Raw genomic sequence first — 18,120 nt, 5'->3', positions numbered from 1 at the left:
ATCTGGTTTCCCATAAATTTGGCGGCATTATACCTCAGAGCTCAAAAGCACGTAACCTAACGTTGTGTGTTTGACTGCATTGGCCGCTTCGACTCTTTTAATGACAAACTTAACTTACATCGCTACAATCGCCCTCCTTTTTACCACCAAACTGTATTAGGCAAGCTATGCGAGTTGTACTAGGCCCAATGGAAGGCGTTTTAGATCATTTGATGCGCCAAATCCTGACCGAGATAAACGACTATGACCTGTGTGTTACGGAGTTTGTTCGGGTAATCGACCAGCTATTACCCGATCATGTATTTCACCGTTTATGCCCAGAGCTGTTGCAAGGTTCTCAGACTGCATCTGGTGTGCCAGTACATGTGCAATTGTTGGGACAAGAACCAAACTGGATGGCTGAGAACGCAATTAAAGCGGCAAATCTTGGCGCCAGAGGTATTGATATAAACTTTGGTTGCCCAGCCAAAATGGTCAACAAAAGTAAAGGTGGTGCAGCGCTACTCCAGCATCCAGAGCTCATTCACCGTGTGGTTAAAGCTTGTCGAGAAGCCGTTCCAGAAGCCATTCCCGTAACTGCAAAAATTCGTCTTGGCTGGGAGAACCCTGAAGATTGCTTTGAAATTGTCGATGCCATTCAGTCTGCTGGCGCAAATGAACTGACCGTACACGCACGTACTAAACAAGGTGGTTATAAAGCTTCTGAGATAAAATGGGATTACATCAACCAAATTCGCGAACGTTTCGATATCCCACTGATAGCGAATGGTGAAATTTGGAATTATGAAGACGGTCAACGTTGCATTGAAACGACTGGCGTTAGCTCTTTAATGGTGTGCCGAGGCGCTTTCAATATCCCTAACTTAGGCAATATGGTAAAACATAACCACCAGCCAATGTCATGGCCCGAGGTGGTTGAGTTGCTCATCTATTACTCCAAGTTCGAGATGAAAGGCGATAAAGGCTTGTATTACCCAAACCGCGTAAAACAATGGTTCTCTTACTTACGTCAAGCTTATCCTGAAGCAAAAGACCTATTTAGAGAAATCAGAACGTTCAACAAAGCCGCACCAATTGTTGAGCATATTCAACGCTACCGCGATGACTTAAACTCTCAGGTTGCATAACTCCCGAACACAAAAAAGGACGAATATCTCGTCCTTTTTTGTATCTAAATCCTAGTAACAGATCTTATTTTTGCCGGTACTTTTGGCTTGATATAACTTTTCATCCGCCGCTTTAAACAATTCATCAAAGTTTTCTACTCGGCTCTCTTTACTAAACACCACACCGCCAGAGATCGTAAAGCCTTCTTTCGTTACGCGTGTCGAGCGCTCATCTATGGCCTTTTTTACTCTGTCTAAAATGAGTTTAATGCCCTCTGAATCTTCGTCATAAATCGCTAAAACGAACTCTTCGCCACCAAACCTTGAGGCAACATCGGTATGGCGAATATTTTCACGTATACATTTTGCAACAAGCTGAATTGCAGAATCACCGACATCATGACCATAGGTGTCGTTGATCTTCTTGAAGTTATCAATATCGAACACTGCTAAAGCAACCTGTTTTTTTGTCATCTTATTACGCCACACGGTTTGCATACCTCGACGATTCAATAAGCTGGTCATTGGGTCTCTTGCTGCCAGTTCTTTAAAGTAGCGTCGCTCGCTATGCATATTCACATAGAACAACACGACGGTACTCAGCACGTAAATAAATAGTGCGACAATAAGGCTGTATTTTTCAAAAACCGCTAGGTTCTTAGCTTCATCCCAAAGGTTGTACTCGTAGTACATGCTGTGATTCGCACTCAATCGCTCTAATTCGACTGGTTTGATTCGTGTACTGTTTGAAGGAATGGATTGTAAATTGGAAACCAAATGAAACTGACCAACAAGACCTAGCGACGAAGCCATGAGCGTATTGATGTCAAAATCAATAGACAAAACACCTTGGTGTTCTCCTTTCTCATAGACGGGTACCGTCATACTAATGACTTGACCTTCCATCGAGTCCAACACTGGCCCTGGTCCAGCCAAGGTAATATTCACTTTATCTTGCGCGGTTTTTTGCCAAAAAGGTCGGGCTTTTAGCGTTGACAAAAGTTCTCTCGTGAAATTTTTTGCGTAGGTATCGGGTGAGGAGATAACGTAACCGCGCTTGTCAATGTAATGAATTCCAACAATGTGCGATTCAATATCGTGCAGAAATGACAATGACGGCGCAAAACCCGCCTTTTGTTCAGCTAACTGGTTAATCGTTGAACCTTGCTGACATAAGCTTTCGTCCCCTACGATCATATAATCAAGGTCAACCGCAGGTAACCCTTCACTATAAACACTTTCGAGTAATAACACATCTATAGGCCAAAGATAACAAAGCCCTTCTTTGACTAAAGAATTATGTTCTTCAAACAGTGGGTTAGCGTAATTGGTATAGTTGGTGAAGCTGTAATCTAAAGCCGTGAGTACTTTAATACCGCGAGACATTGCACGCTCGATACGCGAATACTCAGAATCGATATAGCGGTTAACCGCATCATAGTAATTTTTCGTTGTCACGAGTAAAACCACTACAAATAACGCCAGAGGAAAAAAGATGACAAATGAGAGGCTAAATCGCCTTTGGTTTACCATTGAGTACCATGCATATGAAAGGTCAATAGTCTCTTATGACTGCTATTAAATTGATACTCGTTATCTGGTGACGCATGCAATGCAGCACCAGATAACAAGAGACCAAACAAATGTGTGCGCGCTGTTTGAGACCGTTTATATATTAAAGGAGTTTAATCAATATAGAGTGTGGTGTCACTTTAGTCGCCATAATTTGCAGCTCTGTGCCGACATATTGACAGAGATATGACCTTTATAATCAACCTGTTCTGTGTCATCTAACAACGATATAACTTGGCTAACCTCCAAGCCCAGTTGCCACATAGGTAAATCGATTGAACATTCATTACCACTGAGATTAACCATTACAACGACTGCTTCACGACCCAGTACACGTGCGTACGCCAACTGGTTGTTAGTGCAATGAAGCCATTGAATACAGCCCGACTCTAAAGGCTTACATTGTTTACGGATCTTGATCCATTGTTGGTAAAGCGATAGCCATTGTGAACTTTCAATTTCATTCCAAGGAAAACAACGACGATTATCCGGGTCTAGCCCTCCTTCTAGACCGACTTCACTCCCATAGTAAATACAAGGCGTGCCAACGTAAGTCATAAGCATTGCTAGCGCGATGTTCATTTTACGCTTATCACCATCAACCAATGTGATAAACCGAGCAGTATCGTGACTATCGAGTTGATTTAGCTGCGATAGCTGATTAGAAAATGGGATTTTTGCTCTGGCTTCGTCCAACCATGCTTTAAACTCCAAACCATCAATGTTGATTGGATCGTACATAATATCTTGTCGTGCGATAAAAGCTCGGACTGGATGAGCAAAACCGTAGTAGTTCATCGCCCCATCCTCTTGATCACCTTGCAACCACTGCGTTGCTTCAAAAAAGTGCTCACCTAACACATAAGCATTCGGGTTTACTGACTTAGTTGCATGACGAAACGCTGCCACATAATGAGCATTGTTTTTCGCGCCGTCTCCTTCGCCAAGCATATGGATTACATCAAACCGCCAGCCATCAACCAAGTACGGTGGCTTCAGCCAATACTTGATGACAGAATCTTCACTTTGGTAGATGTAGTCGCGCACCTGTTCATTTTCAAAGTTCAGAACCGGTAAGTTACCAATGCCTTTCCAACCAATGTAGTGATTGGTTTCGCCTTCGAAAAAGTAGTAATCACGGAACTTTGACTGCGGATTGCCATACGCTCCTTCTCCTTTTTGTTGGATATCAAACCAAGGATGATGCACTGACGTGTGGTTAAACACCGCGTCTAAGACAATCTTCATATTCTTACCACGGATTTTCTCACACAGTTCAGCAAACTGATCGTTGGTGCCGAACATAGGGTCAACAGTGAAGTAATCAGTGGTGTCGTATTTATGATTACTTGGTGAAGAAAAGATCGGATTAAAATAAAGCGCAGTAACGCCGAGCTGTTCAAGATAGTCCAACTTTTGCTCCACACCTTTGAGGTCGCCGCCAAAGAATTCACGTGCCCCGGTATTTTGGTGAGAGCCTACCGCATCTCCCCACGCCTTGACGATCGATGCAGAATCATACTGAGCATAAGCGTGGCGAATATCAGACTCACTTTTACTAGCAGAAAAACGGTCAGGAAAGATTTGATAGAAAACTTGCTCTTGGACCCAGCTTGGTGGTTGATGCTCTACATTCAACTTAAAGTGGAACTCTTTGGGTGGAATACGCTTTTGTACGCCTCGTGCATCGAGCCAGTATTGTTGTCCGTCTTTGAGGAGCTTAAACACATAATGTGTGACATCTCGATCTTGATTTGGTCGAAACGATGCCTCCCATAGTAATAATTCACCAGCTGTTCCTACTTGAGCCATATCGACCAGATATTCTTCATTGTCCGGCTCAATACGCACATAGACGGAATCAAAATCCAATGTCTCGGTTTTCAGTCTGACTGTAACTTGCTCGTCATTAAAAGCTAAACCATCAATAGTTTGACTATGAAAAATAAATGGCAGGTTCATTATGGGCACTCCTCGTCATCGGATATGCCACTATGTTATTGAAGAATTAGAGACAAGAAATCCTCCCTGCGAGTTGACATATCAGCCAATTTTCCCAAGGAGGATCACACTTAGTAGGCGTAGTGACTTGTCGGATACCGCTTAGTTCAACAAAAGACTGTCATCTGCCAGCTCTTCACCACGCACTTTGGAGAACATATCCAACAAGTCTGGTACTTGCATGTTAGCGCGCTGCTCTCCAGCCACATCAAGCACAATTTCACCTTGGTGAAGCATTACGGTCCTATCGCCACATGCTAATGCGTCTTTCATCGAATGCGTCACCATCATCACGGTTAAATCGAACTCATCGACAATACGTTTAGTTAAGTCGATAACAAACGCCGCCATACGAGGATCAAGCGCAGCCGTGTGTTCATCAAGCAACAACAACTTACTCTCCGATAACGTCGCCATCACAAGGCTAACGGCTTGTCGTTGTCCACCAGACAGCAACCCAATGCTATCGCCCAAGCGGTCTTCTAAACCAAGACCGAGGATGCTAATTCGCTCTTGGAACAGCTTGCGACGTTTGGTAGAGAGCGCCAACCCCCAGCTGCGTTTTTTACCACGCATGTGCGCGAGAGCCATGTTCTCTTCTATCGTCAGTTCACCACAAGTCCCGGCCAATGGATCTTGAAACACTCGGGCGCATTGCGTTGCACGTTGGGCAACCGTCTGCTTGGTGACGTCTTTGCCATCAATGATCACCTGACCACCTATCATCGGCGTCTCACCTGTCACCGCACCAAGCAACGTCGATTTTCCTGCGCCATTAGAACCAATCACGGTAAGAAATTGATGCTCTGGAACCTCTAAAGAGACGCCTTTCAATGCACGATTTTCCAAAATCGTCCCAGGGTTGAACGTGACCTGAATATTATTTAGTTCGATCATAATGCCTCCCCAGAACCATTTTTTGATGCCGCTTGTTTAGCATCAGTAACGCGTTGTTTCGCTCTCATGCTCTGTTTTAGCTTTGGAGCAATAAGCGCCACAGCCACCAATACTGCGGTAACCAGGTTGAGGTCTGAAGCTTGTAAACCAAACATGCCAGAGCTCAAAGCGAAAGCCACTGCAAGGCGATAAAGTACCGAACCGATGATGACAGCAAATACCGCAACCCAAATTTTTCGCCCCGGAATGAGGGTCTGGCCCAAAATCACAGCAGCCAAACCAACCACAATGGTGCCCACGCCAGAGGTCACATCTGCAAAGCTGTTCGTTTGTGCAAACAACGCGCCTGCGAATCCGACAAAACCGTTAGATAAAGCCAAGCCAAAGTAGGTATAAAAGCCAGTGCTCGCCCCTTGCGCAGAAACCATACGCGCATTCACACCCGTGGCTCGTAAACCAAGACCAAAGTCGCTGTTCAGCAGGCGAATGACAAAGAAAGCGGAAAGAAGAACTAAGACCCCAACAACCAGAGGGCGAATAAACATCGCATCGCCCAATGCTTCAAACGGAGTGAGAATCGTATCCTCTCCAAGCAACGCCATATTAGGTTTGCCCATAATACGAATATTAATTGAAAATGCAGCGATCATGGTAAGAATGGAAGCTAACAGGTGTAAAATACCACACCGAACAGCCAGAAAAGCGGTTACCCACCCCGTCATACTACCAGCTATCATCGCCATTATCGTCGCAAGCCAAGGATTAATACCTGCGACAATCGCCGTTGCAGCCACCGCAGCTCCCATTGGAAAGCTGCCATCCACACTCAAATCGGGGAAGTCGAGAACACGGAACGTAAGATACACACCCAGAGCGACTAGGCCATAAATCAAGCCAATTTCGAGTGCACCAAAAAAAGCAAATGCAGACATAACTGCTCCTTTCTGCATGCTCAGGCTGGCTAATACCAACCTGAACGTAAGACTTCTAACGTATACTCCCCTTCTTCTCTAGCAGAATGCTCTACACGAGAAGTCTGGCGAGTATCAATTTTGGGGCAAGCCTCTACCAACCAGCGTGACGGTCTTTACCCCAAAAGAACGTTACTTATTGCATGCTTGTCGCACGTTCAACCACAGAACTTGGCAGCTTGATACCGAGCTTAGATGCTGCGCTTTCATTAATTACAAGGTCAGAACCCGTCGCGACTTTTACATCCAGCTTGCCTGGTTCTTGACCATCAAGAATCGCCGCCACATAATCCGCGGTTTGTACACCAACCTGGTAGTAGTCAAAACCTAAGCCTGCAATTGCACCCTTTTCGACATACGACGTCGCGCCACCAAATACAGGTTTCTTCGCTTGATTCGCTGCCACAATCATCCCTTCAATCGCACTTGCAACTGTATTGTCTGTTGGGGCGTAAAGAATGTCTGATTTCGCTGCAATCGCTTGAGTCGCAGACTGAACATCAGCGCTTTTTAGTGCGGTCGCTTCAACCACTTGTATGCCTTTTGCTTTTGCGCTTTCTTTTAATAATTCAACTAAAGTCACGGCATTAGCTTCACCGGGATTAAATACAACCCCGATGCTTTTCACCTGAGGAAGAATTTCTTGGATGAGATCGACATGCTGAGCAACGGGTGAAAGATCAGACAGGCCAGTTACGTTTTTACCTGGTTGTTCCATCGACTTAACCAATTTCGCACCAACCGGATCTGTTACCGCAGTAAAGACAACAGGAATAGAGCGAGTAGCCGACACCAAAGCTTGTGCCGAAGGTGTCGCGATGCCAACTAACACATCAGGATTTTCGCCGACGTACTGACGGGCAATTTGCACCGCAATCGCTGGATTACCCTGTGCGGTCTTATAATCAAATTCTAGATTTTTGCCTTCTTCGTAGCCTTTCGCTTTCAAACCATCAAGTAACCCTTGGCGCGTCGCGTCTAACGCCGGGTGTTCGACAATCTGTGAAACTGCGACAGTTGCAGTGGCGGCCAGTACATTGGTAGAAGAGAAAATAGCAGTAGCTGATAGAACGGCAGTGGCTAATAAACGTTTCGTTTTCATCATAACTCCTTGATGTGACTTCGTCCTTGTTTCACGAGCTTTCAATATGTGTATCGACTCGTGAATTCAAATGTTTGAAGGCGGTATTGTTGTGTTCATATAACTGTGCACTTCTTGCGCATCTTGTTTTTATTATTACTACTAAGTCTTAGTAAAGAAAAGAAAGATTTAACACTAAAGCAACATTTGTGATCGGGGGGACTTCTTCATCCGGAAAGAATCTTTGGTAAACAAAGCTTCGCTCGCTTCATCAACGACCGTCAAAGTAGGTAATAGAGGCAGGATCAAAAATGGAGCGGCCAGTGCACACTCCATTTCAAACAATTTAAATTAGAACCAACGCTCTAATGACGATTTATCGAGCTGGCGAAACGCTCGGTTCAATATTATCGCAAGCTCTTTGTAACGAGGGCGAGCTTTGACAGGCTCTAATGCAAAACCTGTTTCCACAATTTTTTGATGCAACTCCCGATACCAAGAGGCCAAAGAAGGCGGCAATTTCGTGTTGGATCGAGCACCAAGCCACCAAATGCCTTGAAGTGGCAAGCTAATCGCAAACAAGGCGACAACAATGGATTGAGGTAACGCGTGGTAATTGTTGAATGCCATTTGAGTGAGTACGCTGATCGCAGCAACGGCCGGCATGACTTTAATGCCAAAGCGAGTCGCCTTAATGATACGCTGTTCCGGAAATATGGCGCTTAGCTCTTTACGAACCGGCCAGATCTCCATGTAATTCTGGCCATCTTTCAGGCTATGGATCAATCCGACTTTATTACTCATACCGCTCTCTCACTAAAAAATAGTTGAACATTTCAACTGAAGGTACAAAAAATTGATGAAAGTTAATATTCTTTCAAATTTTTTTTGTTATCATTGCTTATTATCGCTATCCTTTGCAGACCCTCAATCTCATTGTTGCTGTTATTTACAATTTAAGCAACTCCGAGATATCTATCTGCACGGATCGCATCATAGTGATGGAAGGGTTCATCACTATTTCTTTATATGGAATTAGAACAATTTTTGACCAGGATTAGTACGCAGCCTTCTGGGTATCGGCTATTCTTGTGATTAATTTTTCATTCTTTAACTGATTTTTTATCAGACGAATAACAGGTAGTCATACATGTCTAAGCTAGTTTTAGTTTTAAACTGCGGTAGTTCTTCTCTTAAATTTGCCGTTGTTGATGCCGAGAACGGCGACGAGCACTTGTCAGGTCTTGCTGAGTGTCTTCACCTTCCTGAAGCTCGCATCAAGTGGAAACTTGATGGCAAGCACGAAGCTCAACTAGGCAATGGTGCAGCTCACGAAGAAGCACTAGCGTTTATGGTAGAAACTATTCTTGCTTCTAAGCCAGAGCTTAAAGCTAACCTAGGCGCAATCGGTCACCGTATCGTTCACGGCGGCGAGCAGTTCACTCAATCTGCACTAATTACTGATGAAGTTCTAAAAGGTATTCAAGACGCTGCAACATTTGCACCTCTTCATAACCCTGCTCACATCATCGGTATCGAAGCGGCTAAGAAAAACTTCCCAGAGCTGAAAAACGTTGCTGTATTTGACACTGCGTTCCACCAAACTATGCCTGAAGAGTCTTACCTATACGCTCTTCCATACAACCTATACAAAGAACACGGTATCCGTCGTTACGGCATGCACGGTACTTCTCACTTGTTCATCACTCGTGAAGTTGCAGGCCTACTAAACAAACCAGTTGAAGAAGTAAACATCATCAACTGTCACCTAGGTAACGGCGCATCTGTATGTGCGATCAAGAACGGTCAATCTGTAGACACTTCTATGGGTCTTACTCCACTTGAAGGTCTGGTAATGGGTACTCGCTGTGGCGACATCGACCCTGCTATCGTCTTCCACCTACACGACGCTCTAGGTTACTCTGTTGATCAAATCAACACGATGCTAACTAAAGAGTCTGGTCTTCAAGGTCTAACTGAAGTGACTTCTGACTGTCGTTTCGTTGAAGACAACTACGGTCAAAAAGAAGAAGCAACACGCGCAATGGACGTGTTCTGTCACCGTCTAGCTAAATACGTTGCTGGCTACACTGCTTCAATGGAAGGCCGTCTAGACGCAATCACTTTCACTGGCGGTATCGGCGAGAACTCTGGCCCTATCCGTGAAATGGTTCTAAACCGTCTTGGCATCTTCGGTATCGAAGTAGATAGCGAAGCTAACCTTAAAGCTCGCTTCGGCGGCGAAGGCGTTATCACGACTGAAAACAGCCGTATCCCTGCAATGGTTATCTCTACTAACGAAGAGCTAGTCATCGCTGAAGACACTGCTCGCCTGACAGGTCTTTAATTGAATTCCTGGCTAGCCACTCGGCTAGCCAGATTTTCATTCAAACGAATTTCTTAGGGGCTCAACTCCTATTCTTCGAGCTTCATGGAATAAGAGTTGAGCTTTTATCCCCCAAATAGCTAAAGGTACTCTACGAATGTCTCGTACTATTATGCTTATCCCTACTAGCGCAGGCGTTGGCCTAACAAGCGTTAGCATGGGTGTTCTTCGCGCTATGGAGCGTAAAGGCGTTAAAGTTTCTTTCTACAAGCCAATCTGTCAGCCACGTTCAGGTGGTGATCAGCCAGATCTGACTTCAACTATCGTTGGTCGTAACAGCGATATGAAGATCGGTGAACCAATGGCGATGTCTGTTGCTGAAAGCCTAATCGGTAACGACAACATGGACGAGCTGCTAGAAACCGTTGTTGAACGTTACAACCAAATCAACAAAGACGCAGACGTTACGCTAATCGAAGGTCTTGTACCTACTCGTAAGCACCCATTTGCAAACCAAGTAAACGCGGAAATCGCGGCAACACTTGGTGCAGAAATCGTGCTAGTTGCGACTCCAGGTACTGATAACCCTGCGCAACTGAAAGAGCGTATCGAAGTAGCATGTTCTAACTTCGGCGGCACTAAAAACAAAAACATCTCAGGTGTTATCATCAACAAGCTAAACGCTCCTGTTGACGAAGCTGGCCGTACTCGCCCTGACCTATCTGAAATCTTTGACGATGCAGACAGCGCGAAACAAAACGAATTGAAAGTGATGGAAATTTTTAACACTTCTCCAATTCGTGTACTAGGTTGTGTGCCATGGAGCATTGATCTGATTGCGACTCGCGCAATCGACATGGCTAAGCACCTGAAAGCAGATATCATCAACGAAGGTGACATCAACACTCGTCGCATCAAGAGCATCACTTTCTGTGCACGTTCTCTGCCAAACATGATTGAGCACTTCAAACCGGGTTCTCTACTTGTTACTTCTGCAGACCGTCCTGATGTTATCGTTGCTGCTTCTCTTGCTGCAATGAACGGTGTGGATATTGGTGCTGTACTGCTAACTGGCGGTTACGATATCCCTAGCGAAATCGAAGGCCTATGTAAACCAGCATTCGACACTGGTCTACCTATATTCAAAGCACAAGGTAACACTTGGCAAACGTCTCTAAACCTACAGAGCTTCAGCATCGAAGTACCTGCAGACGATAAAGAGCGTATCGAGTTCATCAACGAACACGTTGCTGGCCACATCGACGGTAACTGGATCGAGTCTATGACTGAAGGCACTCAGAAGTCTCGTCGTCTAAGCCCACCAGCGTTCCGTTACCAGCTAACTGAACTTGCTCGTAAAGCAGGTAAGCGTATCGTTCTTCCAGAAGGTGACGAACCACGCACAGTTAAAGCAGCAGCGATCTGTGCTGAACGCGGCATTGCAGACTGTGTACTTCTAGGTAACCCAGATGAAATCCGTCGCGTAGCGGCTCAACAAGGCGTTGAGCTAGGTACTGGTGTAACCATCATTGATGCAGATGCTGTTCGTGAAAACTACGTTGCTCGCCTAGTTGAGTTGCGCGGTGCGAAAGGCATGACTGAAGTTGTGGCTCGTGAGAAGCTACAAGATTCAGTATTCCTAGGCACAATGATGCTTGAGAACGACGAAGTTGACGGCCTAGTTTCTGGTGCTGTTCACACTACGGCGAACACTATCGTTCCTCCGTTCCAAATCATCAAGACGGCACCAAATGCGTCTATCGTATCTTCAGTATTCTTCATGCTTCTGCCTGATCAAGTACTGGTTTACGGTGACTGTGCAATCAACCCAGATCCAACTGCTGAACAGCTTGCTGAAATCGCTATCCAATCTGCTGACTCTGCAGCAGCATTCGGTATCGAACCACGCGTTGCAATGATCTCTTACTCTACAGGTGAATCTGGTAAGGGTGCAGACGTTGATAAAGTACGTGAAGCAACAAAACTGGCTCAAGAGAAACGTCCTGATCTTATCATTGACGGTCCTCTACAGTACGACGCTGCTATTATGGAAAACGTTGCTGCTTCTAAAGCACCAAACTCTCCAGTTGCAGGTAAAGCGACAGTATTTGTATTCCCAGACCTAAACACGGGTAACACAACTTACAAAGCGGTACAACGTTCAGCTGACCTAGTATCTATCGGTCCAATGCTGCAAGGTATGCGTAAGCCTGTAAACGACTTGTCTCGTGGCGCGCTAGTAGACGACATCGTGTACACCATCGCTCTAACAGCTATCCAAGCAGACCAAGAAGCTAAATAATCGCTTCTGACATCTAGTTGGATATAGATACAAAGCCCTCGATTCGTCGAGGGCTTTTTCTATTGCTGGCCAGAACACTTATTTGTTTTTTATACCAATTACTGCACAACCTATAATTACTGGTGCACAAAGCTTTTCTCCCTATCGCCCCCCCATACCTAACCGACATTGCTCGTGCTTGTTATTACACCGATTGACCCACTCCCAAAAATGCATTGGCTCCAAAGCAGCACGGTCCCTGTTCAATTTATCGGCATTATTTACGTTTTAGCTAAACTTTTTTGCTAGGAAATACGTAAAAGCTACTGCAATACACAAACTCATTGACTGCTAAGGAATACATATGAAGGATTTCATCAATACATCACTGATAAAGTTTGGTTTAGCTGCGTTTCTGATTAGTTTTTCTTCATTCAGCTTTTCCGCCCCGAGTATTAAAGGCGTCGATCAAGATATGTCCGGAGGAACGGTGACCGCTGAAATGGCTCATGCTGATGACAATGGGTGGATGGTTGTCCACCGAACAGACGAATCAATGAAGCCTGGTCCTGTTATCGGCTACGCTCCGTTAAAAATGGGAAAGAATGAAAACGTAAATGCAATTTTGATGGAACCAGTAGAATCAGGCGATATGCTGATGTTAATGGTCCACGGAGAGAAAGGTGGCATGAAGACTGGTGTGTTTGAGTATACGCTCGGCGCTAAAGAGGACGGTCCTGTAAAAGTGGACGGAAAGCTAGTGATGGACATCGTACGCGCTAAGTAAGGTGGCGATGAATGAAAAAGTAAACTTCCTACTCCCGGTATTTAGATGACACAAAAGTACTTAACGTCATTGCTAACCGTTAAGTACTTTTTCATTTGCGATGGAAGCAGCAAACTAGCCAATCCTTTCTCTTCCATGAGGAGTATTTAGGTCTAAATCAGGCCCTTTTGGTACAACTTGCGTCGGATTAATCCCAGTGTGGCTGAAGTAGTAGTGGCGTTTAATGTGATAGAAATCCGTCGTTTCTTCGACGCCTTCGACTTGATATAACTCTTTTAAGTAGCCTTGTATATTTTCGTAGTCTGCGATGCGCTGCTTGTTACACTTGAAATGCCCAACATACACCGCATCAAAACGAATAAGAGTCGTAAACAAACGCCAATCAGCCTCAGTAATTGTGTTCCCTGCTAAGTAACGATGCGTCGCTAAGTGAGCATCGATTTTATCTAACGCATTAAACAAAGAATCAAACGCTTCTTCATACGCCTCTTGTGTAGTCGCGAAGCCACAACGATACACTCCGTTGTTGACATTCGGATAAACAAAATCGTTCCACTCATCAATAACGTGTTTTAGATGTTCTGGATAGTAGTCGTCGTGATTCCCTGTTAACGCATTGAACTCCGAGTTAAACATGCGAATGATCTCTGACGACTCGTTTGACACAATAGTATTGGTCTTTTTATCCCAAAGTACAGGCACGGTTACGCGGCCCGTGTAATCGGGTTTGGCCTGCGTGTAAATTTGATACATGCGCGTGTGACCAAACAATGGCTCAGGAAGCCCCATTTGCCAACCTTGGCTGAGCATATCAGGGCAAACGACCGTGACATCAATATGTGGTTCTAAACCTTTCAGCTTGCGGAAAATGAGGGTTCGATGTGCCCAAGGACAAGCAAGAGAGACATACAAATGGTATCGACCGGACTCTGGTGTAAACTCCGCATCAGGGTCGTTTTTAACCCAGTTACGGAATCCGGCATCTTCGCGCACAAATTTGCCACCATTTGATTTTGTGTCATACCAGACATCTTGCCAAACACCTTCAACCAACTTACCCATGATTGCTCTCCTCTCGTTCTGTTTGTGTCTATATTAGCGTTTCCTATCAAACAGAGAATCATCGAACTTAGGACATCATGTTCAAGAAATTCGAATGTATAAATCAGACACATAAAAAAAGCGCGACCCGATGAAGGTGTCGCGCTTAAGCCCGTCACAGGCTGAATTTATACACTAACGTGTAAACAAGATACAGCGTGAACGTCATTACCTAAAATGCTTGGCTTCGTCTTCGCACACTCTTCGGTTGCTTGTGGGCAACGAGTGCGGAATACACAACCCGACGGTGGGTTGATAGGTGAAGGAAGATCACCCTCTAACATTTGGATTTTCTTATTGCGCTCAATATCCGGGTCCGGGATCGGAACCGCAGACATCAGCGCACGCGTATATGGGTGCTTAGGATCAGCAAACAGAGCCTCGGCCTCGCCAAGTTCCACGGCATTACCTAAATACATAACTAAAACGCGATCTGAAATGTGTTTAACGACAGACAAGTCATGCGCAATGAATACCAGAGAAAGCCCTAACTCTTTTTGAATCTCTTTAAGTAGGTTAACCACCTGAGCTTGAATAGATACATCAAGCGCCGATACTGGCTCGTCACAAATGATCATCTTAGGCTTAAGGATAAGCGCACGCGCTATCCCGATACGCTGACACTGACCACCCGAGAACTCGTGTGGGTAACGGTTAATCACGTTAGGTAATAGGCCAACTTTCGCCATCATCTCTTTAACGCGATCTTTCACTTCCTGCTTAGACAGTTCTGGATAGAATGTCTCAAGAGGTTCAGCAATGATATCACCAACAGTCATACGCGGATTCAGCGATGCCAATGGGTCTTGGAAAATCATCTGAATTTCTTTACGCGTCTCACGGCGCTGAACGCTTTTCATTTTAGTAAGGTCTTGACCCAACCACACTACTTGGCCGTCAGTAGCTTCAACCAGACCAATGATGGCACGAGCAAACGTCGATTTACCACAACCTGATTCACCTACTACACCAAGCGTTTCCCCTTCGTATAGTCGAACATTCACGCCATCTACCGCTTTCAGGCTCGAAGGCTTTGACCACGGCCATGCCGACTTTGAGGCAATGCTGAAGTGAACTTTCAGCTCAGAAATGTCCAGAATTAGTTTTTTGTCTACTGCGTTCATTTGTTCCAAGCCTCCCATTCAGAAAAACATGCACGCTGACGACCATCACCAAATGGTGTCAGAATTGGCGCCTCGCGCTTACAACGATCCATCACACGGTGACAGCGCTCTTGATAAGGGCAGCCCGGCGGTAGACGAAGCAAGTTTGGTGGATTACCAGGAATGGTCGGCAGAATTTCACCTTCAGTATCGAGGCGAGGAATCGCCTTCAGCAGCCCCTCCGCATAAGGATGGCTTGGATTGTAGAAAATTTCGTTTACGTTACCGTACTCCATAGTACGGCCTGCATACATCACCAGCACCTTGTCACACGAACCTGCAACCACACCAAGGTCGTGCGTGATCATGATGATCGCTGTGTTGAACTCAGATTTCAGCTCATTCAACAAGTCCATGATCTGTGCTTGTACCGTCACATCAAGTGCTGTTGTTGGCTCATCGGCAATAAGCAGTTTAGGACGACATAACAACGCCATCGCGATCATTACACGCTGACGCATACCGCCTGAAAACTCATGCGGGTACATCGTGATACGCTTACGCGCTTCAGGGATTTTTACCGCTTCCAGCATGCGTACTGATTCTTCAAATGCTTCCGCTTTGCCCATGCCTTTGTGCAGCATAAGCACTTCCATCAACTGATCACTCACTTTCATGTAAGGGTTCAGTGATGTCATTGGGTCTTGGAAGATCATTGCGATCTGTTCCGCACGCACTTTGTTCAGTTCTTTTTCTGGTAAGTTTAGGATTTCTTTGCCTTCAAACTTTGCGCTACCAGAAATAATACCGTTCTTAGCCAAAAGGCCCATGATTGCGAATACGGTTTGAGATTTACCTGATCCCGACTCTCCAACGATACCTAAGGTTTCGCCTTGGTTGAGAGAAAAGTTCAAATCGTTTACTGCGGTTACGATACCATCTTGCGTGGTGAATTCGACGCGCAGATCTTTGACATCTAATAAGCTCATCATTGCTTCCTTAATCTTATCTTTTAATTATCTGTCTTTTGGATCCAGCGCATCGCGCAGGCCGTCACCAACGTAGTTGAAGCAGAATAGCGTCACAACCATGAACACTGCTGGGAATGCCAGCTGCCAGATTGCTACTTCCATTGTCTGTGCACCTTCTTGTAGAAGAGCGCCCCAACTTGTCATTGGTTCCTGAACACCAAGACCAAGGAATGATAGGAATGATTCCGTTAGAATCATACTTGGGATAAGCAGCGTAGAGTATACCGCTACAATACCCAGTACGTTCGGTACGATATGACGAGTAATGATTTTCCAGTTGCTTACACCACACACATGTGCCGCTTCGATAAACTCCTTGCTACGTAGACTAAGAGTCTGACCACGTACGATACGCGCCATATCTAGCCATGCGATAGCACCAATCGCAACGAAGATCAGCATGATGTTACGACCGAAGAATGTTACCAGTACAATCACCAGGAACATAAACGGTACCGCGTATAAAATTTCTAGAATACGCATCATTACGCGGTCAACTTTACCGCCGATGAAACCAGATGCTGCGCCGTAGAGCGTACCAATCAGTACCGCTACAAATGCACCCATAACACCCACCATCAACGAAATACGACCTCCAATTAGCGTACGCACGTATAAATCACGGCCTAAGCTGTCAGTACCAAACCAATGGTCAGCATTCGGTGCAACGTGCATCGCGTACCAGTCAGTATCATCAAATGTGTACGGTGCGATCATTGGCAGGATAATAACCGCCAACGTCATTAGAACAAGAAGGAATAAGCTCACCATCGCCGCTTTATTGCGCATGAAACGGATACGAGCATCTTGCCAAAGACTACGACCTTCAATCTCCAAGTTTTCGGAGAATTTCTCAATCGCTTCTAGGTTTTCTTTTTTCGTTAACATAACCAAACGTCCCTGTTAGTAGCGAATTTTCGGGTCAATCATTGCAAGTAAAATATCTACAATCGCGTTGAATAGAATGAATAGGAAACCAATCAGAATGGTTACCCCCATTACTAGCGAGTAGTCACGGTTAAATGCAGCGTTAACGAATAGTTTACCAATACCAGGCAGACCAAAAATGGTTTCGATAACAACGGAGCCGGTGATGATACCTACGAAAGCTGGCCCCATGTAAGAAACAACAGGGAGAAGTGCCGGCTTCAGAGCGTGTTTGATAATGATGTAACGGTAACTTAGACCTTTAGCACGTGCCGTACGAATAAAGTTACTGTTTAGGGTTTCGATCATCGAACCACGCGTGATACGAGCAAAGGTAGCAACATACAGTAGCGACATACCAATAACAGGAAGCACTAAATACTGCCAGCTACCATCTTGCCAACCGCCCGCAGGGAAGATATTCCAGTGAAGCGAGAATATGTAGATAAGCGCAGGCGCTAATACAAAGGATGGCATTACGACACCAAGCATCGCAGTCGACATAATGGTGTAATCAATCCAAGTATTTTGCTTGAGCGCAGCAATGGTACCGACGGTAACCCCCATTATCAAAGTAAAGATAAAGGCGATGAAGCCCACTTTAGCCGAAACAGGTAAGGCAACCGCGATCAGCTCGTTTACTGAGTAATCAAGGTATTTAAATGACGGTCCGAAATCACCTTGGATAACATTGGTCAAATACGTGGTGTATTGTTCAAATACAGGTTTATCCAAGCCATATTTAGCTTCGATATTTGCCATTACTTCGGGTGGCAATGGACGCTCTGTCGAGAAAGGGTTTCCCGGTGCAAAGCGCATAAGAAAGAAAGATACGGTGATCAAAACCAACATTGTTGGGATCGCCTCAAATATCCTTTTTGCGATGAATTTAAGCATAAACTCACTCTTTCAGTCTGTGACAGTTAAATTAAAGAA

General features: G+C 45.1%; 15 protein-coding genes. 4 read left to right on the top strand and 11 right to left on the bottom strand.

Annotated elements, in window-relative coordinates; all coding sequences use genetic code 11:
• Positions 1-167: 167 nt before the first annotated feature.
• Positions 168-1,127, top strand: coding sequence for a tRNA dihydrouridine(16) synthase DusC (gene dusC / locus R7E00_RS06190; protein ID WP_005380816.1), 960 nt, complete (start codon positions 168-170; stop codon positions 1,125-1,127).
• Positions 1,128-1,178: 51 nt separating this feature from the next.
• Here the strand turns inward: dusC and R7E00_RS06185 are convergent, their stop codons facing one another.
• From R7E00_RS06185 to yfbV, 6 genes are all read right to left on the bottom strand, one after another.
• Entirely contained in the window at positions 1,179-2,639 is a 1,461-nt protein-coding gene (locus R7E00_RS06185) for a sensor domain-containing diguanylate cyclase (protein WP_005380815.1), read from the bottom strand.
• 174 nt (positions 2,640-2,813) lie between these two features.
• Positions 2,814-4,640 carry a maltodextrin glucosidase gene (gene malZ, locus R7E00_RS06180; RefSeq protein WP_222712461.1) on the bottom strand — a complete coding sequence of 609 codons (1,827 nt, stop codon included), beginning with the start codon at positions 4,638-4,640 and terminating at the stop codon, positions 2,814-2,816.
• Positions 4,641-4,781: 141 nt separating this feature from the next.
• The gene (locus tag R7E00_RS06175; RefSeq protein ID WP_005387275.1) at positions 4,782-5,576 is read right to left on the bottom strand and encodes an ABC transporter ATP-binding protein; all 795 of its coding nucleotides are present in this window, start codon (positions 5,574-5,576) and stop codon (positions 4,782-4,784) included.
• Complete coding sequence (locus R7E00_RS06170; protein ID WP_012841584.1) at positions 5,573-6,508, bottom strand: ABC transporter permease; 936 nt, start codon at positions 6,506-6,508, stop codon at positions 5,573-5,575. The genes R7E00_RS06175 and R7E00_RS06170 overlap by 4 nt, the downstream gene beginning before the upstream one ends.
• Before the next feature lie 175 nt (positions 6,509-6,683).
• Positions 6,684-7,649, bottom strand: coding sequence for an ABC transporter substrate-binding protein (locus tag R7E00_RS06165; RefSeq protein ID WP_017633858.1), 966 nt, complete (start codon positions 7,647-7,649; stop codon positions 6,684-6,686).
• A gap of 330 nt (positions 7,650-7,979) precedes the next feature.
• Positions 7,980-8,432 carry a terminus macrodomain insulation protein YfbV gene (yfbV, locus tag R7E00_RS06160; RefSeq protein WP_005380809.1) on the bottom strand — a complete coding sequence of 151 codons (453 nt, stop codon included), beginning with the start codon at positions 8,430-8,432 and terminating at the stop codon, positions 7,980-7,982.
• Positions 8,433-8,778: 346 nt separating this feature from the next.
• Between yfbV and R7E00_RS06155 the strand changes: the two genes are divergently transcribed.
• The 3 genes from R7E00_RS06155 to R7E00_RS06145 all read left to right on the top strand — a co-directional run bounded on the left by R7E00_RS06155 (position 8,779) and on the right by R7E00_RS06145 (position 13,022).
• Positions 8,779-9,975, top strand: coding sequence for an acetate kinase (locus R7E00_RS06155; protein WP_005380807.1), 1,197 nt, complete (start codon positions 8,779-8,781; stop codon positions 9,973-9,975).
• Between the two features lie 136 nt (positions 9,976-10,111).
• Positions 10,112-12,256: a phosphate acetyltransferase gene (gene pta, locus R7E00_RS06150; protein WP_005380805.1), complete on the top strand. Its 2,145-nt coding sequence runs from the start codon at positions 10,112-10,114 to the stop codon at positions 12,254-12,256.
• Positions 12,257-12,599: 343 nt separating this feature from the next.
• Entirely contained in the window at positions 12,600-13,022 is a 423-nt protein-coding gene (locus R7E00_RS06145; RefSeq protein WP_005380804.1) for a hypothetical protein, read from the top strand.
• Positions 13,023-13,136: 114 nt separating this feature from the next.
• On the opposite strand, the gene R7E00_RS06140 is transcribed toward R7E00_RS06145, so the two are convergent.
• The 5 genes from R7E00_RS06140 to oppB all read right to left on the bottom strand — a co-directional run bounded on the left by R7E00_RS06140 (position 13,137) and on the right by oppB (position 18,081).
• Positions 13,137-14,084 (bottom strand): glutathione S-transferase family protein, encoded by a 948-nt coding sequence (locus R7E00_RS06140; protein ID WP_206958076.1) that lies wholly within the window; start codon positions 14,082-14,084, stop codon positions 13,137-13,139.
• Between the two features lie 167 nt (positions 14,085-14,251).
• A complete protein-coding gene (gene oppF / locus R7E00_RS06135; protein WP_272926331.1) occupies positions 14,252-15,265 on the bottom strand; it encodes a murein tripeptide/oligopeptide ABC transporter ATP binding protein OppF in 1,014 nt (337 codons plus the stop codon).
• Entirely contained in the window at positions 15,244-16,215 is a 972-nt protein-coding gene (locus R7E00_RS06130) for an ABC transporter ATP-binding protein (protein WP_005380792.1), read from the bottom strand. The genes oppF and R7E00_RS06130 overlap by 22 nt, the downstream gene beginning before the upstream one ends.
• 27 nt (positions 16,216-16,242) lie before the next feature.
• Positions 16,243-17,145 carry an oligopeptide ABC transporter permease OppC gene (gene oppC / locus R7E00_RS06125; RefSeq protein WP_017633861.1) on the bottom strand — a complete coding sequence of 301 codons (903 nt, stop codon included), beginning with the start codon at positions 17,143-17,145 and terminating at the stop codon, positions 16,243-16,245.
• A 15-nt stretch (positions 17,146-17,160) separates the two neighbouring features.
• Positions 17,161-18,081, bottom strand: a complete 921-nt coding sequence (gene oppB / locus R7E00_RS06120; RefSeq protein WP_005380786.1) for an oligopeptide ABC transporter permease OppB — start codon at positions 18,079-18,081, stop codon at positions 17,161-17,163.
• Between the last annotated feature and the right edge of the window lie 39 nt (positions 18,082-18,120).

Source organism: Vibrio sp. Vb1755, from assembly GCF_033338635.1.
Lineage (GTDB): Bacteria > Pseudomonadota > Gammaproteobacteria > Enterobacterales > Vibrionaceae > Vibrio > Vibrio alginolyticus.
Note: the sequence above shows the minus strand (reverse complement) of the source record. Positions and strands in the feature narration are given on the sequence as shown.

What these genes read in the sequence shown, in the direction of transcription:
- dusC (WP_005380816.1), top strand. Translation starts at nt 168, where the DNA reads ATGCGAGTTGTACTAGGCCCAATGGAAGGCGTTTTAGATCATTTGATG.
- R7E00_RS06185 (WP_005380815.1), bottom strand. Translation starts at nt 2,639, where the DNA reads ATGGTAAACCAAAGGCGATTTAGCCTCTCATTTGTCATCTTTTTTCCT.
- malZ (WP_222712461.1), bottom strand. Translation starts at nt 4,640, where the DNA reads ATGAACCTGCCATTTATTTTTCATAGTCAAACTATTGATGGTTTAGCT.
- R7E00_RS06175 (WP_005387275.1), bottom strand. Translation starts at nt 5,576, where the DNA reads ATGATCGAACTAAATAATATTCAGGTCACGTTCAACCCTGGGACGATT.
- R7E00_RS06170 (WP_012841584.1), bottom strand. Translation starts at nt 6,508, where the DNA reads ATGTCTGCATTTGCTTTTTTTGGTGCACTCGAAATTGGCTTGATTTAT.
- R7E00_RS06165 (WP_017633858.1), bottom strand. Translation starts at nt 7,649, where the DNA reads ATGAAAACGAAACGTTTATTAGCCACTGCCGTTCTATCAGCTACTGCT.
- yfbV (WP_005380809.1), bottom strand. Translation starts at nt 8,432, where the DNA reads ATGAGTAATAAAGTCGGATTGATCCATAGCCTGAAAGATGGCCAGAAT.
- R7E00_RS06155 (WP_005380807.1), top strand. Translation starts at nt 8,779, where the DNA reads ATGTCTAAGCTAGTTTTAGTTTTAAACTGCGGTAGTTCTTCTCTTAAA.
- pta (WP_005380805.1), top strand. Translation starts at nt 10,112, where the DNA reads ATGTCTCGTACTATTATGCTTATCCCTACTAGCGCAGGCGTTGGCCTA.
- R7E00_RS06145 (WP_005380804.1), top strand. Translation starts at nt 12,600, where the DNA reads ATGAAGGATTTCATCAATACATCACTGATAAAGTTTGGTTTAGCTGCG.
- R7E00_RS06140 (WP_206958076.1), bottom strand. Translation starts at nt 14,084, where the DNA reads ATGGGTAAGTTGGTTGAAGGTGTTTGGCAAGATGTCTGGTATGACACA.
- oppF (WP_272926331.1), bottom strand. Translation starts at nt 15,265, where the DNA reads ATGGGAGGCTTGGAACAAATGAACGCAGTAGACAAAAAACTAATTCTG.
- R7E00_RS06130 (WP_005380792.1), bottom strand. Translation starts at nt 16,215, where the DNA reads ATGAGCTTATTAGATGTCAAAGATCTGCGCGTCGAATTCACCACGCAA.
- oppC (WP_017633861.1), bottom strand. Translation starts at nt 17,145, where the DNA reads ATGTTAACGAAAAAAGAAAACCTAGAAGCGATTGAGAAATTCTCCGAA.
- oppB (WP_005380786.1), bottom strand. Translation starts at nt 18,081, where the DNA reads ATGCTTAAATTCATCGCAAAAAGGATATTTGAGGCGATCCCAACAATG.